Raw genomic sequence first — 23,202 nt, 5'->3', positions numbered from 1 at the left:
GGATCAGCGCGGCAGGGGCAGCAGGCCGTTGGCGGAGTGGCGGAGGAACAGGTCGCAGAGTTGCAGCTCGGAGCGCACGCCGAGCCGCGTATAGAGGTTGCGCCGATGCACCTTGACGGTGGCCTGGCTGATGTTCAGCTGGCGGGCGATCAGTTTGCTGGAGTTGCCCTGCAGCATCAGCCGGGCGATTTCCTGCTCGCGCGGCGTCAGCAGGCCACCTGCGAAGGAGGCCAGGGCCCGCGCGAGGCTGCCTTCCTCTTCCGGCTGGACGAGGGTTTCGCGGCTCTGTGCGAAGCCGCCCAGCAGGTACCGCAACAGCGGGTATAGGTTGCGCAGGGCGCGCAGTTCGGCGGTGCTGGCGAGGTGGCGCTGGCGTCGGCCAATGGACATCACCAGCACGGTGTCGTCGCAATCGTCGAAGAGAATGTCGATCTCGTCGTCCAGGCGCAGTTCGCGGTAGTAGTGCTTGTAGTAATCGCTGCCGTGCAACTGGCTGGTGCGCTGGTTGATGCGCAGGATGCCGCTGCTCATGCCCTCGCGAATCGAGTTCGACACCGGGTCCAGGCGATACATGCCGTCGAGGTAGCGCTCGATGTACTCGGCGTGGAGCTGGTCCGGGTAATCCTCGTAGAGAATGCGCGGGCAACCGTCGCCGCGGTACGTCTTGATGATCACGTTGTCATGGGCCAGGACCGGTTGCAGGCTGTGCGACAGCAGCACCGGGAAGTCCGGGTGGCCCTTGTGCTCCAGTAGCCGAGCCAGGTTCTGGTTCCAGTCGGCACTGGCCTGGGTCGCCAGCAGGTTGCTCAGTTGCATCGGCGTGCTCTCTGCATTCGATCTTGTTCTTTTCCGGGTGAGTTGCTGCAATATGGGTGCCATTCGGCCGCCGACTGCCATGCCGGCTTCGCTGGCCGCTCACCGCTCCGGAGTAACCGATGACCGATCAGCCTACCCTCATCCGCGAAACCTTCCCCGTCGGCCCCCTGCAATGCAACTGCACCATCATCGGCGACCCGCTGACGAAGAAGGCCATCGTCGTCGATCCGGGCGGCGACCACGAGCTCATCCTGCAGCGTCTCGACGCGCTGGGGCTGAAGGTGGTCAGTATCATCCACACCCACGCGCACCTGGACCACTTCCTCGCTTCCGGGCAGATGAAGGAGAAGACCGGCGCGACTCTGCACCTGCACAAGGACGACCAGTTCCTCTGGGATAACTTGGAGATGCAATGCCGCATGTTCGGCGTCCCCTATACTCCGGTGCCTTCGCCGGACCAGTGGCTGGCCGATGACGAGGAGCTGGCCTGCGGCTGCGGCGTGGCGCTGCACACGCCGGGTCATACGCCGGGCTCGATGAGCTTCTGGTTCCCCAGGGACAAGCTGCTGATCGCCGGCGACACGCTGTTCCGTCGCAGCATCGGCCGCACCGACCTGTGGGGCGGCGACTACGCCACCATCGAGCGCTCGATCCGCGACCGCCTGTACTCGCTGGACGAAGACGCGACCGTGGTCACCGGCCACGGCCCGGATACCAACCTGGGCGACGAGATGAGGGAGAATCCCTTCATCCGCGCTTAAGGTTGCTACGGAATTATTTGCACGACCTAAGCTCTAACCTGCCGCCCGCTAATGGGTGTTTCGCTATTTCGAGGAGTCATCCGACATGTTCACCGCACGTAGTCTGTCCATGGTTGCGGCTGCCACCGCCTTTGCCCTCATGGCCGGTTGCGCCTCCCAGAACCCCTATGACCCCAACACCCAGGCCCCGCCGGCCGAAGGCGGCATGAGCAAGACTGCCAAATACGGTGCGCTGGGCGCGCTGGCCGGTGCCGTCGCCGGTGCCGCGATCAACCATGACAACCGTGGCAAGGGCGCGATGATCGGCGCCGCCGCCATCGGTGCCGCCGCCGCCGGCTACGGCTACTACGCCGACAAGCAGGAAGCCAAGCTGCGCCAGCAGATGCAGGGCACCGGCGTGCAGGTCGAGCGCCAGGGTGACGACATCAAGCTGATCATGCCGGGCAACATCACCTTCGCCACCGATTCGGCGAACATCGCGCCGTCCTTCTACACCCCGCTGAACAACCTGGCCAACTCCTTCAAGGAGTTCAACCAGAACAGCGTCGAGATCGTCGGCTACACCGACAGCACCGGCAGCCGCCAGCACAACATGGACCTGTCCCAGCGCCGTGCGCAGTCCGTGGCCGCCTACCTGACCTCCCAGGGCGTCGACGCTTCCCGCGTCAGCACCCGTGGCATGGGCCCGGACCAGCCGATCGCGTCCAACGCCGACGTCAACGGTCGCGCGCAGAACCGTCGCGTGGAAGTGAACCTGAAGGCCCTGCCCAACGCGCAGACCCAGCAGTACCAGCAGTAAGCACTGCCCATGAAAAAGCCCGCCGATTGGCGGGCTTTTTCGTTCTTGCTGTTCTGCAAAAGCGGTCAGGCCTTGGCGGGGAATTCCCGGTGCAGCTGGGTCAGCAACTGGTCCTTGCGTTCCCACAGCTGGTTCACCCACAGCTGGAACTCGGCGCGGTAGCCCTCGTCCTGGTCGTAGCTCTTGCCGATGAACTGGCGCGGGATTTCCAGCTCCTCGAAGCGCACCACCACCGAGCGCAGGCGGCCGGACAGCAGGCACCAGAAGGTCGGGCGGCCGTCGGGGTAATGGATGGTCACGTTGACCAGGGTACGCAACTGCTCGCCCATGGCGTCGAGGACGAAGGCGATGCCGCCGGCCTTGGGCTTTAGCAGGTGCTGGAACTGCGAGTTCTGCTCGTCATGCTTGGCGGGGGTGAAGCGGGTGCCTTCGAGGAAGTTGAAGATCGCCACCGGAATGCGGCTGAACTTGGCGCACGCCTTGCGGGTGGTTTCCAGGTCCTTGCCTTTCTTCTCCGGGTGCTTGGCGAGGTAGGCCTTGGTGTAGCGCTTCATGAACGGGAAATCGAGCGCCCACCAGCACAGGCCGATCACCGGCACCCAGATCAGTTCCTGCTTGAGGAAGAAGCGCAGCAGCGGAATGCGGCGGTTGAGCTGGTACTGCAGGACGAGGATGTCCACCCAGCTCTGGTGGTTGCTGGTGACCAGGTAGGAATGGTCGTAGTGCAGCCCCTGCAGGCCCTGCACGTTCCAGCCGGTGTTGCGGACCAGGTTCATCCAGCCCTTGTTGCAGGTGATCCAGCTTTCGGCGATCACGCTCATGATCTTGCTGAGCGCCAGCTGGGCGGCCTTGAAGGGCAGCAGCAGCTTGATGATCGACATGCCCAGCAGCGGAATGCACCAGCACAGCGTGCTCGTCACCAGGATCAGGGTGGCGAGGATGCCGCGCAGGGTGTGCGGGAGTAAACTCAACATCGAGGAATGGTCCTTGTACGTAGGCGCCCGGTCGGCCGGGCGCGTGATGCGTTCTTGGGCACATCCCTCGTGCCTTGGGTTTCAGCCGTCCTTGCCGCTGTCCGCCTGGATCGCCGTCAGCGCGATGGTATAGACGATGTCGTCCACCAGCGCCCCGCGCGACAGGTCGTTCACCGGTTTGCGCAAGCCCTGCAGCATTGGCCCGATGCTGACGCAGTCGGCACTGCGCTGGACCGCCTTGTAGGTGGTGTTCCCGGTGTTCAGGTCGGGGAACACATACACGTTGGCGCGTCCGGCCACCGGGCTGTCGGGCGCCTTCTGGCGGCCCACGCTGGCGATGGCGGCGGCATCATACTGCAAGGGGCCGTCAATCAACAGATCGGGGCGTTTTTCCTGCGCGATGCGCGTAGCTTCGCGGACTTTCTCGACATCTGCGCCGGTTCCGGAGTCGCCTGTGGAGTAGCTGATCATCGCCACCCGCGGGGTGATGCCGAAGGCCTGCGCCGAGGCGGCACTCTGCAGGGCGATCTCCGCCAGGTCACTGGCCGAAGGATCGGGATTCACCGCGCAGTCGCCATAGACCACCACCTGGTCGGGCAGCAGCATGAAGAACACCGAGGACACCAGGTTGTAGCCGGGCGCCGTCTTGATCAGCTGCAGGGCCGGGCGGATGGTGTTGGCGGTGGTGTGGATGGCGCCGGAAACCAGCCCGTCCACTTCGTCCAGGGCGAGCATCATGGTGCCCAGCACCACGTTGTCTTCCAGCTGCTGCTCGGCCATCGGCGCGTTCAGGCTCTTGCCCTTGCGCAGCTCGACCATGGGCTCGACGTAGCGGCTGCGCACCAGGTCCGGGTCGACCACTTCCAGGTCCTCGGGCAGCACGATGCCCAGCATCTGCGCCACGGCCTGCACGTCGTCGGGCTTGGCCAGCAGCACGCAGCGGGCGATGCCGCGGGCGTGGCAGATGGCGGCGGCCTGCACGGTGCGCGGCTCGCTGCCTTCGGGCAGGACGATGCGCTTGTCGGCGCGGTTGGCGCGCTGGGTCAGCTGGTAGCGGAATACCGGCGGCGACAGGCGCAGCTCATGGGGGGAGCCGCAGCGGTCCTTGAGCCACTCGAAGTCGATGTGTTCGGCGACGAACTCGGTGACGCGCTCGGCGCGCTCGCGGTCGTCCACCGGGATTTCCTTGTTCATCCGCGACAGGTCGCCGGCGGTGTCGAAGGAGCCGGTCTTCACCGTCAGTACCGGCAGGCCGCTCTGCAGCGCGCTGCGGCACAGCTCCATGATCCGCGCGTCCGGCATCAGGCCCGAGCACAGCAGCAGGCCAGCCAGCGGCACGCCGTTCATGGCGGCCAGGCAGGCGGCGAGGATGATGTCGTCGCGGTCGCCCGGCACCACCACCAGCACGCCGGGTTTGAGCAGGTGCACGGTGTTGGGCGCCGAGGGCGCGCAGAGGATGATCTTCTGCACGCGGCGTTGTTCGTAGTCGCCGGCGTTGAGCACGCTGGCGTCCAGCAGGTCGGCCACGTCGCGGGTGCGCGGGGCGTTCATCTCGTCCTGCCAGGGAATGCAGCCGAGCAGGCGCACGTCGCCATCACGCAGCAGCGGGGAATGTTCCTTCAGGCGTTCGCCGAACAGCCTTGCGGCTTCTTCGGCGTCACGCGGCAGGTCGTCGCTTTCGCCACCGCGCACCTTGTTCACGATCAGGCCGGCCAGGTGCGGGTCGCGCGGGCCGCCGAACAGCTGGGCAAGGATTTCGATGCGGTCGGACAGCTCGCTCACCGTCTCGTTGTCCGGCGCGGAGACGAGGATCACCTCGGCGTCCACGCTGCGCGCCAGATGGCCGTTGATACGCGCGGCGTAGCTGGCGTGCTTGGTCGGCACCATGCCCTCGACGATCATCACGTCCTTGTCCACGGCGGCGCGGTTGTACATCCCGACGATGTCCTCGAGCAGTTCGTCGAGCAGGCCGTCGCCGAGCATGCGCTCGACCTTGGACAGCGACAGCGGGGTAGGCGCGTTGAGCCCGTGGGTGCGCGCGACCAGTTCGCTGGAGCGCTCCGGGCCGTCGTCCCCGGCATGGGGCTGGGCGATGGGCTTGAAGAAGCCGACTTTCAGGCCGGCGCGTTGCAGGGCGCGGATCAGGCCCAGGCTGGTAGACGTCAGGCCGACACCGAAACCGGTCGGCGCGAGGAAGAAGGTGTGCATCCGGGCTCCTTAAGCCGTGCGGGGGTGGGAGTTGCCCTTGTGGGGCACAACCGATGAATCTTCAGTCGAGCACTGCCAGGGTGTCGAGTGCGATCTGCTTTTCCTCGTTGGTGGGGATCACCAGCACGCGGGGGTGGCCGGGCAGGTGGATCGGCCCGCCGACGCCGCGCACGCAGCGGGCGTTGGCTTCGCCGTCGAGTTCGAGATTGAGCACGTGCAGGTGCTTGACCGTGAGGTTGCGCACCAGCGCGGAGTTCTCGCCGATGCCACCGGTGAAGATGATGCCGTCCAGGCGCGGCAGCGCACAGGTCAGCGAGGCCAGGGACTTGGCCAATCGGTAACAGAATACTTCGATGGCCAGCGCCGCATTGGCGTGGCCCTGCTCGCGGGCGTTCTCCAGGGTGCGCATGTCGTTGGACAGCCCCGACAGTCCGAGCAGGCCGCTGTCGTGGTTGAGCATGTGGTCGATCTTCTCCAGGCTCCAGCCCAGGGTGCGCGCCAGGTGGCTGTGCAGGTTCGGGTCGACGTCACCGGAGCGGGTGCCCATCATCAGCCCTTCCAGCGGGGTCAGGCCCATGCTGGTGTCGCGGCTCTGGCCGTTGGCGATGGCGCAGGTGGAGCTGCCGTTGCCCAGGTGCGCGGACAGCCAGTAGCTGTCGCCCACGGCCAGCCCGCTCATTTCCGCGGCCTTGTGGCTGACGTAGCGGTGGCTGGTTCCGTGGAAGCCGTAGCGGCGTACGTGCTGCTCGCGGTACAGCGGTTCGGGGATGGCGTAGCGGTAGGCGCGCTCGGGCAGGCTCTGGTGGAAGGCGGTGTCGAACACCGCGATGTGCGGCAGGTCCGGGTACAGCGCCATGGCGGCGTCGATGCCCACCAGGTTCGCCGGGTTGTGCAGCGGCGCCAGGGGCGAGGTCTCGCGGATGGCGCTGAGCACTTCTTCGGTCAGGCGCGAGGCCTGGGTGAAGCGCTCGCCGCCGTGCACCACGCGGTGGCCGATGGCGTGCAGCTCGCCCTGGGCGGCCTGGGCCACCAGCGGCAGCAGGCGGGCGAGGGCGGCCTTGTGGTCGGCGCCGGGCAGCTCCAGGGTCTGCGGCTGCTCGTCGGTCTCGCCTTGCCAGCGCAGGCTGGCGCCGTTGGCGCCGAGGCGTTCGGCCAGGCCGTGGAGGATGAAATCGTCGCGTCCCTCTCGAACCAGAGCGAACTTGATCGACGAACTACCGCAGTTGATCACCAGGATATTGCGAGCCGGCATGCCTACTCCTTGTTGCTGTCGGAATCCTTGGCGCACCAGCCGCAGGGGAACCAGCGGCCGATCTGCGCCATGCGCTGCTGCGGGTCCAACACCCAGGGCCGCGACTGCCAGGGTGGCTGGTGGCGCAGGTGCTGGGTGTGACCGCAGGACAAGACTGCCACCCAGTGGCCGTCTTCGTCCTGATGAAAGTCAAGCAGGCGCGGCGGGGCCGCGTGATCCCGTCCGTCCGTCTTCGGGTCGCATTCGGGGGCGTCGCCGCGTAAACTTACGCGCTCAACTTCTATATCAGATAGGTTTCGAACCATGCAGATCGCGGCCAACAAGGCGGTTTCCATCGACTATACCCTGACCAACGACGCGGGTGAGGTCATCGACAGCTCCGCCGGCGGCGCTCCGCTGGTCTACCTGCACGGTGCCCACAACATCATCGGCGGCCTGGAAAAGGCCCTGGAAGGCAAGCAGGTCGGTGACGAGCTGGACGTGACCGTCGAGCCGGCCGATGCCTACGGCGAGTACAGCGCCGAGCTGGTTGCCACCCTGACCCGCGAAATGTTCGAAGGCGTGGACGAGCTGGAAGTCGGCATGCAGTTCCACGCTTCCGCTCCGGACGGCGGCATGCAGATCGTCACCATCCGCGACATCGAAGGCGATGACGTGATCGTCGACGGCAACCACCCGCTGGCTGGCCAGCGCCTGAACTTCAAGGTGAAAGTGGTCGACATCCGCGACGCTTCCGCCGAAGAAGTTGCCCATGGCCACGTCCATGGCGAAGGTGGTCACCACCACTGATTGCTGTCACCCGGTCGGCCCCGACCGGGTGAAGCCATCATTGAGCTGCTACGCTCAATCGTGAAAGGCGCCTTCGGGCGCCTTTCTCATGCAAGTCGCTGTAACTGCAAAGAATGCCAGGGCATTTTTCCCGTATCGACTGGGATTGCGCAGCACGACGGACGCGTTGTCCGCTCCCTGCGCGGGCACTTTGTGCCTACCTCTTCAAGGAGCAAGCAATGAGCGCTTTTCACGATCTGACGCTGCATGGTCTCGACGGCCAGGATCTGCCGCTGGCCCCGCTCAAGGGCAAGGTCGTGCTGGTGGTCAACGTCGCCTCGAAATGCGGCCTGACTCCGCAGTACACCGGTCTGGAGCAGCTCTACCAGCAATACAAGGATCAGGGTTTCGTGGTACTGGGTCTGCCGTGCAACCAGTTCGCCGGGCAGGAGCCGGGCAGCGAATCCGAGATCCAGTCGTTCTGCTCGCTGAACTACGGGGTGAGCTTCCCGATGTCGGGCAAGCTCGAGGTCAACGGCTCAGAGCGCCACCCGCTGTACCGCCTGCTGGCGGGCGAGGGCGCCGAGTTCCCCGGCGACATCACCTGGAACTTCGAGAAGTTCCTCCTCGGCCCGGATGGCCGCGTGCTGGCCCGCTTCAGCCCGCGCACCACGCCGGATGATCCGGCGCTGATCCAGGCCATCGAGAAGGCGCTGGGCGCCTGATCCTCCCGGCGGGAGAGGGCGCAAGCGCCAATCCCGCCGGCATTTCTCCCTTTCGTCTTGCTCCACGCCAGGGGTGACGGCTTAATCGGGCGACCTGCTTCCGGAGCCCGCCATGAGCCGTTTCGCCGCTGAGTCCGCCTGTCTGCCCGCCACCCCCGATGCCTTGCGCGCCCTGATCGAACGGCGCCGCGCGGTGCGGCGATTCCTCGATGAGCCGGTGCCGGATGCCGTGCTGCGCGACTGTCTGGAACAGGCAGTGCTGGCGCCCAATGCCTGCAACCTGCAGCCGTGGAGCTTCCAGGTGATCCGCGATGCCGAACTGCGCCGCCAGCTGGCGCCGGTGTGCCTGGGGCAGAATGCGGCGCGCACGGCGCCGGTGCTGATTGCCGTGCTGGCGCGGCCGGATACCTGGCGCGAGTCCTGCGCGGCCGTCCTCGACCAGTGGCCCGAGCCGCAGGTGCCGGAGAAGGTGCGCGACTTCTACCAGCGCACCGCGCCCTTCCAGTACAACCAGGGTGCGTTCGGCCTGCGCGGGCTGTTCAAGCGCGCGCTGTACGCGGTGGTCGGCCGCCGCCGTGCGCTGATGCGTCAGCCCAACAGCCACGCCGAGATGCGCCTGTGGGCAGTGAAGTCCACCGCGTTGGCGGCGCAGAACCTGATGCTCGCCCTGCAGAGCCACGGCTACGCCACCTGCCCCATGGAAGGCTTCGACGAGGTGCGGCTGCGCAAGGTACTGCAGATTCCCCGTGGCGCGGTGCCGATCATGCTGCTGGCCGCCGGGCGGGCTGCCGACAACGGTGTCTACAACCCGCGCCTGCGTTTTCCGCTGGAGCAGCGCGTCAGCTGGCACTGACTGCATCGGGACGCGTCAGCACACCCATGCGCCCGCCGCCGAAGGACCAGTCGTCCGCGTCGCTGTTGGTGATCTGCACCATCACGTCCTCGCTGGCTATGCCCAGTCGTTCGCCCAGCAACGCGTTCAGCCGCCGGTAGAACGCCTGCCGGGTCTGCGAGTCCCGTGGCCGGCCGATGGTGATGGCGATCAGCACGAAGTCGTCGCTGCGCGGCCCGCCCAGGTAGTGGCGGTTGAAGACGAATTCTTCCGCCTCGTGCTGGTGGATCATCACGAACTGGTCGCCTTCCGGTACGTTGAAGGCCTCGTGCATGGCGTCGTAGACGGTGTCGGCGAGTTCGCGCAGGTAGTCGGGCTGCTTGCCCTTGAGCAGGGAGATGCGGACGGTAGGCATGGCGCCGTTCCTCGGTGAGTGATTGACGAGTTCAGGCTAGCCCGGCAAGTTGATTCGGAAAATCGGGAAATATTTGATCGATAGTTCGAATAATCAGGATGGTTGCCATGGCGCGCATCAACTTCGACCTCGACGTGCTGCGCACCTTCGTCACCGGCATCGAGCTGGGCAGCTTCGCCCGCGCGGCGGATCGCCTGGGGCGTTCCACTTCCGCCGTCAGCGCGCAGCTGAAGAAGCTGGAAGAGCAGGCCGGCACTCCGGTGCTGCGCCGTGAGGGGCGTGGCATGGCGCTGACCGAGGCGGGCGAGACGCTGCTGGCCTATGCCCGCCGGCTGCTGGAGTTGAACGACGAAGCCGCCGGCGCCTTGCGCGGTGGCTCGCTGGAAGGCCGGGTGCGCCTTGGTCTGCAGGAAGACTTCGGCGAAACCCTGCTGCCCGCCGTGCTGGCACGCTTCGCCCGCGCCCACCCCAAGGTGCGCATCGAGGTACGCACGGCACGCAATCAGCAACTCATCGAAGGTGTGCGCAACGGTGAACTGGACCTGGCGCTGGCCTGGGAAACCGGCGAACGCACGCCGCACATGGAGCGCATCGGCGCCGTGACGCAATGCTGGATCGGTGCGCCGGACGCACTCCCATCTCCCGGCGCGGAACCCTTGCCACTGGTGATGCTGGAGGCGCCGTGCCTGCTGCGCAGCGCGGCAACGGCGGCGCTGGATCGCGCCGGTATCCCCTGGCGCGTGGCGTTCACCAGTGCCGGGTTGTCCGGCATCTGGGCGGGAGTCGGCGCCGGGCTGGGCGTCGGCCTGCGCACACCGATCGGTCTGCCGGCCAGCGTCGAACGGCTGGACGCCGAGCGCGCCGGCCTGCCGTTGATGGCGCCGCTGGGCCTGTGCCTGCATCGCAGCGAAGCCGAGCCGGAAGCAGTGGTGGAGCGCCTGCGCGAACTGTTGCAGGAAGGCTTGGCAGAGCTGCTGGAAAGCCCGGCGATTCGCTGATTCGTTTCTGGAGGAAAATCACTGCGATCAATGGTGCTGGAAAAAGCGAGACGACCGGTCATATTCTTGCGCCCATGAACAGCATCCGACTCGACAAACGCGACCTGATCCTCGCCAAGGGCTCCCTGGCGATGACCCGCAGCGGCTACCACGGCACCGGCGTACAGGACATCGTCCAGGCCGCCGGCATCCCCAAGGGCTCCTTCTATCACTACTTCGAGAGCAAGGAAGACTTTGCCCTGCAGGCCCTGGAGCACCTGTACGCACCGCGCCTGGCGCGCTACGCCGAGGCGCTGGGCAACCCGGCACTGGGCCCGCGTGCGCGCATCCTCACCTATTACCGCGAACTGCTGGCGCATTTCGCCCGCCAGGAGAAGCTCGAATACCACTGCTTCATCGGCAGCCTGAGCTTCGAGATGGCCGAGCTGTCGCCGGCCATCGCCGAGCGGGTCGACGGCATCCTCCAGCAGTCCATCGATACCTTGCGTGGCTGCCTGATCGACGCCCAGCGCGCTGGTGAGCTGCCGGCAGCGGAAAACGCCGAATCCCTCGCCGAGTTCATCGGCAACGCCTGGCAGGGCGTGCTGGCACGGATGAAAGTCAGTGCCTCGCTCAAACCGGTGGAGCGCTTTATCGAACGCCTGGAGCACCTGCTTCAGGCCTGATCTGCCTGAGTCATCATTTTCCTTTCCAAAAACGAGACGACCGGTCGCCTGGTCGTCATGGAGACCTCAATGACCGCATCCGTAGACACCCTGTTCTCGCCCTTCCGCCTGGGCGGCCTGGAACTGCCCACGCGCATCGTGATGGCGCCGATGACCCGCAACTTCACCCCGGGCGGCGTACCCCATGCCCAGGTGGTCGAGTACTACCGTCGCCGCGCCGCTGCCGGCGTCGGCCTGATCGTCACCGAAGGCACCACGGTCAACCACAAGGCCGCCAACGGTTACCCGAACGTACCGCGCTTCTACGGTGAAGACGCCCTGGCCGGCTGGAAGCAGGTGGTCGACGCCGTGCATGCCGAAGGCGGCAAGATCGTCCCGCAACTGTGGCACGTCGGCGCCGTGCGCCGCCTGGGTACCGAGCCGGACGCCAGCGTTCCGGGTTACGGCCCCAGCGGCAAGGAAAAGGACGGCACCGTGCTGGTCCATGAGATGACCAGGCAGGACATCCAGGACGTCATCGCCGCCTTCGCCCAGGCCGCCGTCGACGCGAAGGCCATCGGCATGGACGGCGTGGAAATCCACGGCGCCCACGGCTACCTGATCGACCAGTTCTTCTGGGACGGCAGCAACAAGCGCACCGACGAATACGGTGGCAGCCTGGCCAACCGTTCGCGCTTCGCCATCGAGCTGATCCAGGCCGTGCGCGCGGCCGTCGGCCCCGACTACCCGATCATCTTCCGCTTCTCCCAGTGGAAGCAGCAGGACTACAGCGCCCGCCTGGTGCAGACCGCCGAAGAGCTGGAAGCCTTCCTCAAGCCGCTGTCGGATGCCGGCGTGGACATCTTCCACTGCTCCACCCGCCGCTTCTGGATTCCGGAATTCGAAGGCTCCGACCTCAACCTGGCCGGCTGGACCCGCCAGCTCACCGGCAAACCGACCATCACAGTCGGCAACGTCGGCCTGGATGGCAGCGAGTTCCTCGCCTTCTTCGGCAACACCGAGGAAGTCGCGCAGCCGTCGGGTATCGACGGGCTGCTGGAGCGCCTGAACAAGGAAGAGTTCGACCTGGTAGCCGTCGGCCGCGCCCTGCTGGTCGATCCGGACTGGGCAGTGAAAGTGCGTGACGGCCGCCTGGAGGACATCAAGCCCTTCAGCCGCGATGCGCTGATGTCGCTGGCCTGATCGGCGCTTCGTTGAAATGAAAAGCCCCTGGCGCCTTCGGTGCCAGGGGCTTTTTGCTTTTCGCAGGAGCGTCTCGGTTATGGCGTGGTATTGATGGCCTGAATGGTCTGAAAGCACCGTCCTAGGCGTTTACAAATCTTTTCCGAGACCCACCTTTCCGCATGCTGACTTCCCAGTCCGAAACGGGCAGAGTATGACGGCGTTCACACAAAAATAGGCCGGGATACGGCCATAGGAGTAAGACATGCGGATCGGCTTGGTGGTCGATGCAACCTGTGACCTTCCCCCGGAATTCCTTGCTGCCAACAACATTCGCGTACTGCCCATCGGTATCCGTGTGGGCGAGCGGCGCATCGTCGATGACCGCGATCCCGACACCACCCTCAAATTCTATTCCCAGGACCTGCCCAAGGTTGGCCCGGAGGACGGCAGCGAACCGCTGACGCCGGCGCAGACCCACGACTGGTTCCTGGAGCAGTTGGTCACCGACTTCGACTACGTGATCTGCCTGACCGTGACCAGCCAGCGCAGCCCGATCTTCGAGCACGCCACCCAGGCCTCCTTCAGCCTGCTGCAGAGCTACAAGGAGCGCCGCGCCGCCGCCGGCATCGCCGGGCCGTTCGCGTTGCGGGTGATCGACAGCCAGACCGTATTCGCCGGCCTTGCCGTGCTGGCCGCCGAAGGCGTGCGCCTGCTCAGCGAAGACCAGCATCCCAACGCCGTACGCACCCGCCTGGAACAGCTCAGCCAGCAGATGAACACCTTCCTGGTCGCCAGCGACCTGGGGCACATCCGCCGCCGGGGCTTCCAGAAGGGCGACCGCAGCAGCATCGGCGACCGCCTGCGCGGTGCCTTCCTCGGCCTGGGCTCGATGCTCGACATGAAACCGGTGCTGAGCCTGGTACAGGGCGAGGACAAGCCGGTATCGGTGTCGCCGAACTACGAGAAGTCCGCCGAGCGCCTGCTCAACTTCGCCCGTGCGCGGGTCGAGGCGGGCGAGCTGCTGGCGCCGCAGATGTGCCTGAGCTACGCCGGCGATCCTTCCGCCCTGCGCGACCTGCCCGGATTCGCGGCGCTGGAGGATGCCTGCGAGGCAAAAGGCATCCAGGTACACCTGGCGATGCTCAGCCCCACGGGTGGCATCAACCTCGGCGCGGGCGCCATGAGCCTGTCCTTCGCCGCCGAGCCCAAGCCCTTCACCTGATCCTATTTGTGGATTTCAGGGTGCCCCAGGCCGCCGGGGTTCTTCCCCGGCAAGGCTGTGCGGCAGGCTGCCTGCAGATAGCCCTCGAAACGCTCGACCACCGTGTCCCACGCCTGATGGATGGCGTGGTGGCGCGCGTTGAGGCGCACCCGGCGCAGGCGCTCCGGGTCGCCCAGCAACCAGCTCGCGGCTTCGAAGAAGCTCTGCTCTTCCCCCGGCACGCCGAGCACGCCGTTGTGCCCGTGGCGAATGTGCTGGCCGGCGGCTGCCTGGTCGAAAGCCACCACGCCCAGCCCTGAAGCCAAGGCTTCCAGGACCACGTTGCCGAAGGTTTCCGACAGGCTGGGAAACAGGAACAGGTCGCCACTGGCGTAGTGCCGGGCCAGTTCCTCGCCGCGTTGCAGGCCGCAGAACACCGCTTCGGGCAACTCCTTCTGCAGCTGTGTGCGCTGCGGGCCGTCGCCGACTATGACCAGGCGCAGCTTGAGCTGCGGGTGCGCCGCGCACAGCGCGCGGAAGCTGCTGCCCAGCAGCGACAGATTCTTCTCCGCCGCCAGCCGGCCGACGTGCAGCACGGCGACGTCGCGCTCGCCCAGGCCCCATTCGCGGCGCAGCGCTTCGTCGCGCCGCGCGGGGTTGAACAGTTTGCTGTCGACGCCGCGCGAGAGCTGCGCCAGGCGCTCGAAACCGCGCCGTTGCAACTCCACCGACTGGCTGGCGCTGGGCACCAGGGTCTGCTGGGTGCGATTGTGGAACCAGCGCAGGTACAGCGTCACCAGGCGCATCAGCGGGCCAAAGCCGTAGTGCGCGCTGTACTGCTGGAAATTGGTGTGGAAGCCGCTGATCACCGGAATCCGCAGGCGCCGCGCGGCGCGCAGGGCGGCGAGGCCGAGCGGGCCTTCGGTGGCGATGTAGAGCACGTCCGGGCGGGTACTGTTCCAGTGGCGCAGCAGCTTGTGCAGGCACGACTGGCCCCATTGCAGGCCGGGGTAGCCGGGCAGCGGCCAGCCACGGGTGAGCACGAGTTCGCCATCGCTGTGACGGCCTTCGTCGCCCTGCTGGCGCGGGCGCACGACCTGGATCTGGTGTCCGAGGCGCAACAGCCCCGAGGCCAACCGGCCAAGGGTGTTGGCAACGCCGTTGATTTCCGGCGGAAAGGTTTCGCTGATCAGCGCGATGCGCAGGGGAGTCGTGGTCATGCTTGCAGTGTCCCGGCGCGCGGTGGCGCGCCGATGACAGAGCGATGATCGATAGGTGACAGCGGCTCGGGCGGCGTCGGTGATTACTTCACCAGCGCCTTGTCCCCGCCCTCGCGCACCCAGAACAGCACCGCGCCGGCCACGGCGGCGGGCATGGCAACCAGGTTGACCACCGGGATCAGCAGCGCCAGGTAGGTGATGCCGCCAAAGCCCATGCATGCCCAGCGCTTGCTGCGCAGCCAGGCGAGCATCTCGTTCCAACCCAGCTTGTGGTTGTCCGCCGGGTAGTCGATGTACTGCACGGCCATCATCCATACGCCGAAAATCAGCCACAGCGGCGCGGCAATCAGGTTCAGGCCGGGGATCAGGCTGAGGATGAACAGCGCGATGGCGCGCGGCAGAAAGTAGCCGAGCTTGCGCAGCTCGCGGCCGATGGTGCGCGGCACCATGGCCATCAGCTCGCCCCAGCTGAATTCGGGGAAGTCATCGGTGCCACGCACCACCACCTCGACCTTCTCCGCGAGGAAGCCATTGAACGGCGCGGCGATGATGTTGGCGATCATGGTGAAGGTGAAGAACACGATCAGCAGCACCAGCGCCACGAACAGCGGCCAGAGGATGAACTGCAGGAAGCTGAGCCAGTCCGGCAGGCTGGGCATCAGCCAATCGACCCAGTGGCTGAACTGGTTGATGGCGAAGCCGATCAGGCCGACGAACAGCAGGATGTTGATGCTCAGGGGCAGCAGGACGAACAGTCGCAGGCCGGGGCGCATCATCAGTTTCAGGCCTTCGCTGAGGTATTGCGGGCCGCTCAGGGTGGACATCGGATTCTCCAGGGTTGAACCGTAGGCGACCTTAGCAGACCCGGCGAACGGCCGGCGAGCCGTCTGTTTTGCCGGGTATGTGTTCGCGGGCCGGCGCTCAGGCTGCCGTGTAGCGATAGCAGCGGTTGCGTTCCTGCTTGGCCTGGTACATGGCGATGTCGGCGGCGCGGGTGAGGGCGTCGGCGTCGCCGGCATCCTGTGGGTAGAAGGCGATGCCGATGCTGGGGGTGACGAAGTCGATCACCTGGCCGCCCAGGTGGTATTCGGCGCCGAGCACCGCCAGCAGGCGCAAGCCCAGGGCTTCGGCCTGATCCGGCTCGGCGTTCTCCAGCAGCACGGCGAATTCGTCGCCGCCCAGGCGGAAGGCCTGGTCCGGCTGGCGCAGGCTGCCGCGCATGCGCTCACCGACCGTGCTGAGCAGGGCATCGCCGAGGGCGTGGCCGAAGCGGTCGTTGACCTGCTTGAAACGGTCCAGGTCGATGTACAGCAGCGCGACCCGGTTGCTGTGCACGACGGCCTGCTGCAACTGTTCGTTGAACGCCTTGCGGTTGCCCAGCTCGGTGAGGGTGTCGCGGTAGGCCAGGTCGATGAGTTGCTTCTGGTAGGCCACCTGGTCGCTGATGTCGCGCAGGATGCCGCGGAATCCCTGGAATTCGCCCTGGCCGTCACGGATCGCCGAGAGCCGCGTCTCGCAGCTGACCAGGCGGCCGTCGCGGCGCTTGAAGGGCGCGGAGAAGGTGGTTTCCTGCTCGTCGTCGCGGGCCTGCTGGTAGAGGCTGCGAGCGCGGAGCAGGTCCTGCTCCTGCAGCAGGATGCTGAAGTGCTGGCCGCTCAGTTGCTCGGCGTTGTAGCCGAGCATTCGGCACAGCGCCGGGTTGAGGGTGCGGATGATGCCTTTGGTGTCCATCTCGAAGTAGCCGTCGCGGATCGCGTCGAGGATCGCCCGGTCGCGCGCCTCACTCTGTTCCAGGCGGTCGAGGGTGCGGTTCATCTCGTTCGCCAGTTGGCCCAGTTCGTCCGTGCCCTGGGGGCTCAGGCGCGAGGGCGTGTCGTCCTGGCCGATGACCGCGACCTCGCGGTTCATGCTGGTGACGCGGCGGATGATGCGGAATTCCAGCGCCACGTAGGCCAGCAGGATGGCGCCGCCGAGCAGTGCCAGCGTCAGGTAGAGGAACAGCCGCACGGACTGTTGGCCCTGCTGGTAAAGCGGCCGCGGGCTGGTGAGCTCCAGGCGCAGTTGCGGCTTGCCGTGGGAGTCGAGGTAGAGCAGTGACATCTGCTGGCTGTTCTCGTCCAGCAGGCGCCGCGGGCTGAGCAGGGTGGCGCCGCGCCCGGTAGGGATGTTCAGGGTACGCCAGTCGTTGCCTTTCACCTCGTCCTGCACCAGGCGCAGGGTCGCGCCCATCTGGGTCTGCAGGTTGGACATGCGCGCATTGTCGAGCAGCACGCCGGCGATGACCGCGCCCGCCGGCTCGGCGGTGCCGGAGGTATTGCTGATCGGGTAGCTGAGCAACAGCTGCGGGATGCCCTCGACCTGCAGCAACTGGTCGAGGCTGTGACGTGGGTCGCCGTCGATGTCCAGCGCGCCCAGGCGCAGCGCGGTGCTGAGAATGCCCTGGCGCAACTGGGCGGGGGCCGGCACCTGCTGGCCGGGGAAGCGCTGGGCCAGTTCGTCGAGCTTCCACTGCTGGGCGAGAATGCGCCCGTCGCGGTCGACGTAGAGCACGTAGTCGAAGCCGAGTATGCCGAGCAGGTCCTGGTCCAGGTTGTCCTCGACGAAGCGCGTCTGTGGCAGGCGCATGAACTGGTAGCTGGCGTCCCACCAGGCATAGCTGTGGACGATATCGAGGTTGCGCTGCTTCTCGTAGGCGATGCGGTTGTGGACGATGCGCACCTCGTCGGCCAGGCGCTGGCGGTCCCCGCGGTCGAAGCGGTCGAGCAGGATCATGTCCGACAGCAGCCAGACCCCGGCAAGGCTCGCGATGAACAGGGGCAGGCACAGCCATAGCAGGCGGGCGCGAAGGTTCATGGTGATACGGGTGACCTTTGATTTCTTGAGTCTAGCCATCCAGGCAATGGGTGCCCGCTGCATAGGGGCAGCCTATGGAGGGCATTGATATTGGACATTTCAGCAGGACGCAGCGGCGGCGGTAAGCTGCGCGCCATCTGCTATCGAACAAGTTCGAGGGTCGTTCCGCAGCTCCCTGACTTATCTCAAGGAGTCCGGCGCGACTGCGGAAATCCCTGACTTATCTCAAGGGATTCCCAGCGTTCTGCAGGACAATGCGAATTGTGACTTGGGTCACACCGCATTGCCCACGGTCTCCGGGCCATGCGGTTCGCGCAAGAAACTTTTACGTGGAGCTGCCGCCCTCCCAACCTTCCCCCTGGTGCTTTGGCAGCTCCCTTTTCTTTGCCCGACTCATTCACCTGTGCACTGGAGGCTGTCATGTCCGATCGTCATGCGCGCGTCATCATTCTGGGTTCCGGGCCCGCCGGCTACAGCGCCGCGGTCTATGCCGCCCGTGCCAACCTCAAGCCGCTGCTGATCACCGGCATGCAGGCCGGCGGCCAGCTGACCACCACCACCGAGGTCGACAACTGGCCGGGCGACCCCCATGGCCTGACCGGTCCGGCGTTGATGCAGCGCATGCAGGAGCACGCCGAGCGCTTCGAGACCGAGATCGTCTTCGATCACATCCACGGCGTGGACCTGGCCGGCAAGCCGTTCGTGCTCAAGGGCGACAGCGGTACCTACACCGCCGATGCACTGATCATCGCCACCGGCGCCAGCGCGCGTTATCTGGGGCTGCCGTCGGAAGAGAGCTTCATGGGCAAGGGGGTGTCCGCCTGCGCCACCTGCGACGGTTTCTTCTACCGCAACCGCGAAGTGGCGGTGGTCGGCGGCGGCAACACTGCCGTGGAAGAGGCGCTGTACCTGGCCAACATCGCCAGCAAGGTGACCCTGGTGCACCGCCGCGAAAGCTTCCGCGCCGAGAAGATCCTGCAGGACAAGCTGCGTGCGCGCATCGCCGAAGGCAAGATCGAACTGCGCCTGAATGCCCAGGTGGAGGAAGTGCTGGGCGACGCCATGGGCGTTACCGGTGTGCGCCTGCGCCACAACGACGGCGAGGTTTCCGAACTGAAGGTGGATGGCCTGTTCGTCGCCATCGGCCACACGCCCAATACCTCGCTGTTCGAAGGCCAGCTTGCGCTGAAGGATGGCTACCTGGTGGTGAGCGGCAGCCGCGATGGCAATGCCACCGCGACCAGTATTCCCGGTGTCTTTGCCGCCGGCGACGTGGCCGACCACGTCTACCGCCAGGCGATCACCTCCGCCGGCGCCGGCTGCATGGCGGCGCTGGATGTGGAGCGTTACCTGGATTCCCTGTAACGGCCCGAAGAGCCGGCGTGCAGGAAGGGGCCCCGCTTGCGGGGCCTTTTTCTTGTCCGCTCGGCAAGGCGTCTTCGTAGGGCGCATAACGCGTCAGCGTTATCCGCCGTCGTGGTATCGGCGGATAACCCGTGCCGGGTTATGCGCCCTACGTTATTGCTTGTCCGCTTTGATCTCGGTGTTCCAGCGCCGCTTCGGCGTGCGCGCGGGCTTCCTGTTTCGCCCCCTCGGGCGAGTCCCTTTTGGCAAACGCCCCAAAAGGAACCAAAAGGTCTTGCCCCGGACATCCGGTTTTTCGCTTGGGGCGAAAAATTCCCTCGTTGAATTGAAGTTTCAGGGGCACGCGTCGAAGGGCCATCCCTGGCCCATCGCCGCTCTCGCGACATCCATGTCGCTCAACCCCTGAAACTCCAATTCAACGAGGCCTCCTGAACGGGGCGTTCGGAGTGCACGGATATTCCTCTGGAAGCCTTCAGGGCCAAGTCAAAAGCCCAAGAAATCGGCGCGGATGCTCTTCGTAGGAGCGAGCTTGCTCGCGAACCGCTTGGCACCGTGCCTTGCGGGTTCGCGAGCAAGCTCGCTCCTACAGATACCGGGAAGCGCTTGGAAGGGCTTCTGCTGGCGTCCGATTCGCATTCCTATGAACTGATGCCGCAATCTTGTGTGTGATGTTTCCGTATCATCGCAAACCGCCTCGGGAGGGCTAACGGCGGCCAAGTCGACTCAGTACCTTTGCGTTCGGTGCTGAACACACTGAACTTGGCGGCGCGCCGCTCCCGACAGATTTGCGGTCTTTGCTGATCCATAGCTTTGCTATGGTCGGGTAACGCGCAGTCATACAAGACCCGAAAGGGGAAAGCTGCGGGCCGTTCCAAGTACGGTGTTCAGGTACCCGATCGCCCTTACTGAACAGAGGGCACAAATGAACAGTTACTTGGAGACTCACCATGCTTCAAATGGCCTTTTTCGCTATCGAGTCAGACCTCTGCTATTCGGAGGTCCGCCATGGATAACGAAATCCTTATCCCCACCACCTTCATCCGTCACCGCCGCCAGTTGCGCGCCTTCCTGCTCGACAACGAGCCCTGGTTCTGCGTCAGCGATCTGGGGCGGCTGATCAACCGCCCGCTGGACGAGCGCCTGCACAACAGCCTGGATGCCGATCAGTTGCAGACCTGCTGGATACGCGACAGCTGTGGCGACTACGAAAAGGCCCTGCTGGTCAGCGAGTCCGGTGCCTATGCCGCGCTGATCTTTCACTTCCATCCGGAGAACCGCAGCATCCGCCACTGGCTCAATCGTCAGGTGGTGCCGGCGTTGCGTAGCGCAGAGCATCCGGCGTTGCTACCGAGGGAACGGCAGCTGAGCTGGGCCGACCAGCACCTGGGTGTGCTGGAGTGGCATGGGCGGTTGTGGGTGCCGTTCGATGATCTGCCGGCGATAGGCCGGCTGGAACACCCTGAGGGTCCGGGCAGCGTGTAGGGCGCATAACGCCGCAGGCGTTATCCGCCAAGTCGGCGGATAACCCGTTCCGGGTTATGCGCCCTACGGCGAGGTTTGCGGCTCGTGGTAGGAGCGCGGCGCGCGAAATGAAAAAGCCCCGCATCAGCGGGGCTTTTTCATCGAACCGGCCAGCCTCAGCCGCGGCGCGACAGCGGCTGGCGCTCGAAGTTGACGCCGGCCAGGCCAGTGGTCTGCAGCGCACGGATGTTGGCGTGGTCGGTGCCTTCGGGGTGCTCGCGCACGGCGCGGTAGTGCTCGCCGAATGCCAGCAGCGACTCTTCCTGGCTCAGGCCTTCGAGGATCGCGAAACCCAGGGTCTTGCAGGAGCCTTCGTTCTGCCCGGCGGGGTTTTCCACGCTGCCGTTGGTGAAGGCGCTGGGGGTGTAGCTGTAGTGCTCGGCGATGTACGCCAGGGTATCGGTGAACAGGTGCTGTTCGCTGCGCAGGCGCGAGCGGAAATCAGTGAGGGTCATCAAGGCAAACTCTTAGTGTTTCTTCGCGTGGTCGAAGGCCGCCTGTTGCTCGGGCGAGGCTTCCGTCTGGTACTTGGCCTTCCATTCGGCGTAAGGCATGCCGTAGATCTCTTCGCGGGCCTGATCCGGGCTGACCGGCAGGCCCATGTCGTCCGCCGCCGCCTTGTACCACTTGGACAGGCAGTTGCGGCAGAACCCGGCAAGATTCATCAGATCGATGTTCTGCACGTCCTTGCGGGTACGCAGGTGCTGCACCAGGGTGCGGAACGCGGCGGCTTCGAGTTCGGTGCGCTGCTCGTCGGTCAGGTTCATCGGCTCGGTCATGGCAGGTCTCTCAACTAAGGCGCATCGGAGGCGCATGGCGGGGCTGGCGAGATTCTAAGAGGCGGGCGATCTGCCAGCAACGCCCGTTGGCCGACTGGCACGCGCGTGCAAGTGCAGAGCGCGGCTCAGCGCTGGGCGGCCAGGGCGATCGATACCGACTCGGCGAAGCGCAGCGCGTGGGGCTTGTCCACTTCCACCTCGGCGTAGTGCACCGCCGGGTTGGCCATCACCAGGTCGAGCAGTTCCTGGGTCAGGCGCTCGAGCAGGGCGAAGCGGTTTTCCTCGACGTGGGCAATGATCGCCTTGGTGATGGTGCGGTAGTTCAGCGCGTGGTCGATGTCGTTGACCTGCACCGCATCACCGGCGGGGTAGAGGATGGTGAGGTTGATCAGCACATCCTGCTTGTTGAGGATTTCCTCTTCCTTGATGCCGATGTAGGTGCGCACGCGCAGGTCCTTGACCCGGATTCGCGCCATGCCCGGCTGCAGTTGCGTCATTTCACTTGCTCCGTCCGATCAGTTGCAGGAATTCCTGGCGGGTATTGGTGGACGCGCGGAAGGCGCCAAGCATCACCGAGGTGTTCATCACCGAGTTCTGCTTCTCCACCCCGCGCATCATCATGCACATGTGCTGCGCCTCGATCACTACCGCCACGCCGGCGGCGCTGGTGACCTGCTGGACCGCCTCGGCGATCTGCCGGGTCAGGCTTTCCTGGATCTGCAGGCGCCGCGCGAACATGTCGACGATGCGCGCGACCTTCGACAGGCCCAGCACCTTGCCGGTGGGAATGTACGCCACATGGGCCTTGCCGATGAAGGGCAGCAGGTGATGTTCGCACAGCGAGTAGAGCTCGATGTCCTTCACGATCACCATTTCGTCATTGTCCGAGGCGAACAGCGCGCCGTTGACGATCTCGTCCAGCGTCTGCCCGTAGCCGTGGCAGAGGTACTGCATGGCCTTGGCCGCGCGCCTGGGGGTGTCCAGCAGGCCTTCGCGGGTCGGGTCTTCGCCGATCCCCTGGAGAATCTCACGGTAGTGGTGAGACAGGTCTTCGATCATGGTGGGAGTTCCTCGCGCCCGCGCCGGGCGGGTCATTTGAGGTGCCGGCCGCCGTTGACGGTCAGGGTAGTGCCGGTCACGTAAGGGCTGTCGAGCAGGTAGCGCACGCTCTGGTAGATCACGTCCGGGCCGGGCTCGATGCCCATGGCGGATTTCGCCAGGGTGCGGGCGCGGTAGGCGTCGTCGTCGCCTTCGTTGAACAGGATCAGTGCCGGCGCGATGCCGTTGACCTTGATGCGCGGCGCGAGGCTCGCGGCGAAGGACAGGGTGAGGTTGTCCAGGCCGGCCTTGCTGGCGCAGTAGGCGATGCGGTTGGCGCTGCCCTTGCGGGCGACGTCGTCGGAGAGGTGGATGATATCCGCCGGGGCGCCGCGCTCGGTGGCGTCGCGCTCGAGCAGGGGCGCGCAGCGCAGGTTGATCAGGTAGGGCGCGAGCATGTGCAGGCGGAACAGCGATTCGAAGGCCTGGGCTTCCTCGCCGGGGGTGTCGCCAATCCACGCCGAGGCGTTGTGGATGATCGCGCGCAGCCGGTCGGTGCGGGACTTCAACTCGTCGATGAAGGCGAGGATGCCGGCTTCATCGGCCAGTTCGGCGTGCAGGCAGGTGGCGCCCAGTTCGCGCAGTTCGGCGATGCCGGGCTTGTCCTGGCGATAGGTCACGATGACCGGCTGGCCTTCGAGCAGCAGGCGTTTCGCGCAATGCAGGCCGATGCGCTGGCTGGCGCCGGTGATCAGGATGGGGGCTGGGGTCTGGCCCATGCGCGCCTCGCGAAATCCACTTCAGGGAGCGCCGCGGCGGACAATGTCCTAGCGGCCGGGTAGGGCAAA

At 65.7% G+C, this 23,202-nt stretch carries 25 protein-coding genes; 11 read left to right on the top strand and 14 right to left on the bottom strand.

All coding sequences use genetic code 11. From position 1 onward, the window contains the following. Positions 1 to 3: 3 nt before the first annotated feature. Positions 4 to 816: a LuxR C-terminal-related transcriptional regulator gene (locus tag IB261_RS24485; RefSeq protein WP_192380970.1), complete on the bottom strand. Its 813-nt coding sequence runs from the start codon at positions 814 to 816 to the stop codon at positions 4 to 6. A gap of 119 nt (positions 817 to 935) precedes the next feature. Here IB261_RS24485 and IB261_RS24480 point away from each other — a divergent pair, with 119 nt between their 5' ends. Together IB261_RS24480 and IB261_RS24475 are read left to right on the top strand one after the other, a co-directional pair. Beyond that, complete coding sequence (locus IB261_RS24480) at positions 936 to 1,577, top strand: MBL fold metallo-hydrolase (protein WP_081516271.1); 642 nt, start codon at positions 936 to 938, stop codon at positions 1,575 to 1,577. Positions 1,578 to 1,662: 85 nt separating this feature from the next. Beyond that, the gene (locus IB261_RS24475) at positions 1,663 to 2,376 is read left to right on the top strand and encodes a YiaD family glycine zipper/OmpA-like lipoprotein (RefSeq protein WP_081516270.1); all 714 of its coding nucleotides are present in this window, start codon (positions 1,663 to 1,665) and stop codon (positions 2,374 to 2,376) included. A gap of 65 nt (positions 2,377 to 2,441) precedes the next feature. Here IB261_RS24475 and yihG read toward each other — a convergent pair whose 3' ends face one another. The 4 genes from yihG to IB261_RS24455 form a co-directional block, all read right to left on the bottom strand. After that, positions 2,442 to 3,350: a 1-acylglycerol-3-phosphate O-acyltransferase, YihG family gene (gene yihG / locus IB261_RS24470; RefSeq protein WP_192380971.1), complete on the bottom strand. Its 909-nt coding sequence runs from the start codon at positions 3,348 to 3,350 to the stop codon at positions 2,442 to 2,444. 81 nt (positions 3,351 to 3,431) lie between these two features. Beyond that, positions 3,432 to 5,558, bottom strand: coding sequence for a phosphate acetyltransferase (gene pta, locus IB261_RS24465; RefSeq protein ID WP_081516268.1), 2,127 nt, complete (start codon positions 5,556 to 5,558; stop codon positions 3,432 to 3,434). Between the two features lie 61 nt (positions 5,559 to 5,619). After that, positions 5,620 to 6,810, bottom strand: coding sequence for an acetate kinase (locus IB261_RS24460; RefSeq protein ID WP_081516267.1), 1,191 nt, complete (start codon positions 6,808 to 6,810; stop codon positions 5,620 to 5,622). A 2-nt stretch (positions 6,811 to 6,812) separates the two neighbouring features. After that, positions 6,813 to 7,145 (bottom strand): DUF3565 domain-containing protein, encoded by a 333-nt coding sequence (locus IB261_RS24455; RefSeq protein WP_139791476.1) that lies wholly within the window; start codon positions 7,143 to 7,145, stop codon positions 6,813 to 6,815. Between IB261_RS24455 and IB261_RS24450 the strand changes: the two genes are divergently transcribed. From IB261_RS24450 to IB261_RS24440, 3 genes are all read left to right on the top strand, one after another. Further along, on the top strand, positions 7,114 to 7,599 hold the full coding sequence (locus tag IB261_RS24450) for an FKBP-type peptidyl-prolyl cis-trans isomerase (RefSeq protein ID WP_017519102.1): 486 nt from the start codon (positions 7,114 to 7,116) through the stop codon (positions 7,597 to 7,599). The genes IB261_RS24455 and IB261_RS24450 overlap by 32 nt on opposite strands. A 218-nt stretch (positions 7,600 to 7,817) precedes the next feature. Then, a complete protein-coding gene (locus IB261_RS24445) occupies positions 7,818 to 8,303 on the top strand; it encodes a glutathione peroxidase (RefSeq protein WP_081516265.1) in 486 nt (161 codons plus the stop codon). A 112-nt stretch (positions 8,304 to 8,415) separates the two neighbouring features. Next, on the top strand, positions 8,416 to 9,156 hold the full coding sequence (locus IB261_RS24440; protein WP_192380972.1) for a nitroreductase family protein: 741 nt from the start codon (positions 8,416 to 8,418) through the stop codon (positions 9,154 to 9,156). Here IB261_RS24440 and IB261_RS24435 read toward each other — a convergent pair. Next, positions 9,143 to 9,550: a tautomerase family protein gene (locus IB261_RS24435; protein WP_081516263.1), complete on the bottom strand. Its 408-nt coding sequence runs from the start codon at positions 9,548 to 9,550 to the stop codon at positions 9,143 to 9,145. The genes IB261_RS24440 and IB261_RS24435 overlap by 14 nt on opposite strands. A 107-nt stretch (positions 9,551 to 9,657) precedes the next feature. Here IB261_RS24435 and IB261_RS24430 point away from each other — a divergent pair, with 107 nt between their 5' ends. From IB261_RS24430 to IB261_RS24415, 4 genes are all read left to right on the top strand, one after another. After that, complete coding sequence (locus tag IB261_RS24430; protein WP_192209833.1) at positions 9,658 to 10,548, top strand: LysR substrate-binding domain-containing protein; 891 nt, start codon at positions 9,658 to 9,660, stop codon at positions 10,546 to 10,548. Positions 10,549 to 10,622: 74 nt separating this feature from the next. Beyond that, positions 10,623 to 11,213 (top strand): TetR/AcrR family transcriptional regulator, encoded by a 591-nt coding sequence (locus IB261_RS24425; protein ID WP_192380973.1) that lies wholly within the window; start codon positions 10,623 to 10,625, stop codon positions 11,211 to 11,213. Positions 11,214 to 11,282: 69 nt separating this feature from the next. Further along, a complete protein-coding gene (locus IB261_RS24420; protein ID WP_081516260.1) occupies positions 11,283 to 12,395 on the top strand; it encodes an NADH:flavin oxidoreductase in 1,113 nt (370 codons plus the stop codon). Positions 12,396 to 12,639: 244 nt separating this feature from the next. After that, the gene (locus IB261_RS24415; protein ID WP_192380974.1) at positions 12,640 to 13,599 is read left to right on the top strand and encodes a DegV family protein; all 960 of its coding nucleotides are present in this window, start codon (positions 12,640 to 12,642) and stop codon (positions 13,597 to 13,599) included. Positions 13,600 to 13,601: 2 nt separating this feature from the next. Here the strand turns inward: IB261_RS24415 and IB261_RS24410 are convergent, their stop codons facing one another. The 3 genes from IB261_RS24410 to IB261_RS24400 form a co-directional block, all read right to left on the bottom strand. Beyond that, positions 13,602 to 14,798 (bottom strand): glycosyltransferase family 4 protein, encoded by a 1,197-nt coding sequence (locus IB261_RS24410; protein WP_151188232.1) that lies wholly within the window; start codon positions 14,796 to 14,798, stop codon positions 13,602 to 13,604. Positions 14,799 to 14,881: 83 nt separating this feature from the next. After that, positions 14,882 to 15,622, bottom strand: coding sequence for a sulfate transporter CysZ (cysZ, locus tag IB261_RS24405; protein ID WP_081516257.1), 741 nt, complete (start codon positions 15,620 to 15,622; stop codon positions 14,882 to 14,884). A 97-nt stretch (positions 15,623 to 15,719) separates the two neighbouring features. Continuing rightward, positions 15,720 to 17,651, bottom strand: a complete 1,932-nt coding sequence (locus IB261_RS24400; RefSeq protein ID WP_151188230.1) for a sensor domain-containing diguanylate cyclase — start codon at positions 17,649 to 17,651, stop codon at positions 15,720 to 15,722. A gap of 420 nt (positions 17,652 to 18,071) precedes the next feature. Between IB261_RS24400 and trxB the strand changes: the two genes are divergently transcribed. Together trxB and IB261_RS24390 are read left to right on the top strand one after the other, a co-directional pair. Further along, positions 18,072 to 19,016 carry a thioredoxin-disulfide reductase gene (trxB, locus tag IB261_RS24395; protein ID WP_192380975.1) on the top strand — a complete coding sequence of 315 codons (945 nt, stop codon included), beginning with the start codon at positions 18,072 to 18,074 and terminating at the stop codon, positions 19,014 to 19,016. Positions 19,017 to 20,021: 1,005 nt separating this feature from the next. Beyond that, on the top strand, positions 20,022 to 20,498 hold the full coding sequence (locus IB261_RS24390) for a BRO-N domain-containing protein (protein ID WP_081516254.1): 477 nt from the start codon (positions 20,022 to 20,024) through the stop codon (positions 20,496 to 20,498). Positions 20,499 to 20,653: 155 nt separating this feature from the next. Here IB261_RS24390 and IB261_RS24385 read toward each other — a convergent pair whose 3' ends face one another. The 5 genes from IB261_RS24385 to folM form a co-directional block, all read right to left on the bottom strand. Next, positions 20,654 to 20,992: a HopJ type III effector protein gene (locus IB261_RS24385; protein ID WP_081516253.1), complete on the bottom strand. Its 339-nt coding sequence runs from the start codon at positions 20,990 to 20,992 to the stop codon at positions 20,654 to 20,656. A gap of 12 nt (positions 20,993 to 21,004) precedes the next feature. Further along, positions 21,005 to 21,316, bottom strand: a complete 312-nt coding sequence (locus IB261_RS24380) for a DUF1244 domain-containing protein (protein ID WP_081516252.1) — start codon at positions 21,314 to 21,316, stop codon at positions 21,005 to 21,007. 125 nt (positions 21,317 to 21,441) lie between these two features. Then, entirely contained in the window at positions 21,442 to 21,813 is a 372-nt protein-coding gene (gene folX / locus IB261_RS24375) for a dihydroneopterin triphosphate 2'-epimerase (RefSeq protein ID WP_081516251.1), read from the bottom strand. Between the two features lies 1 nt (position 21,814). After that, positions 21,815 to 22,375, bottom strand: a complete 561-nt coding sequence (folE, locus tag IB261_RS24370; protein ID WP_192380976.1) for a GTP cyclohydrolase I FolE — start codon at positions 22,373 to 22,375, stop codon at positions 21,815 to 21,817. Positions 22,376 to 22,407: 32 nt separating this feature from the next. After that, on the bottom strand, positions 22,408 to 23,133 hold the full coding sequence (gene folM, locus IB261_RS24365; RefSeq protein WP_192380977.1) for a dihydromonapterin reductase: 726 nt from the start codon (positions 23,131 to 23,133) through the stop codon (positions 22,408 to 22,410). Between the last annotated feature and the right edge of the window lie 69 nt (positions 23,134 to 23,202).

It is taken from the genome of Pseudomonas sp. PDM20 (genome assembly GCF_014852575.3).
GTDB lineage: Bacteria > Pseudomonadota > Gammaproteobacteria > Pseudomonadales > Pseudomonadaceae > Pseudomonas.
This window is presented reverse-complemented; position numbering and strand designations above follow the sequence as displayed.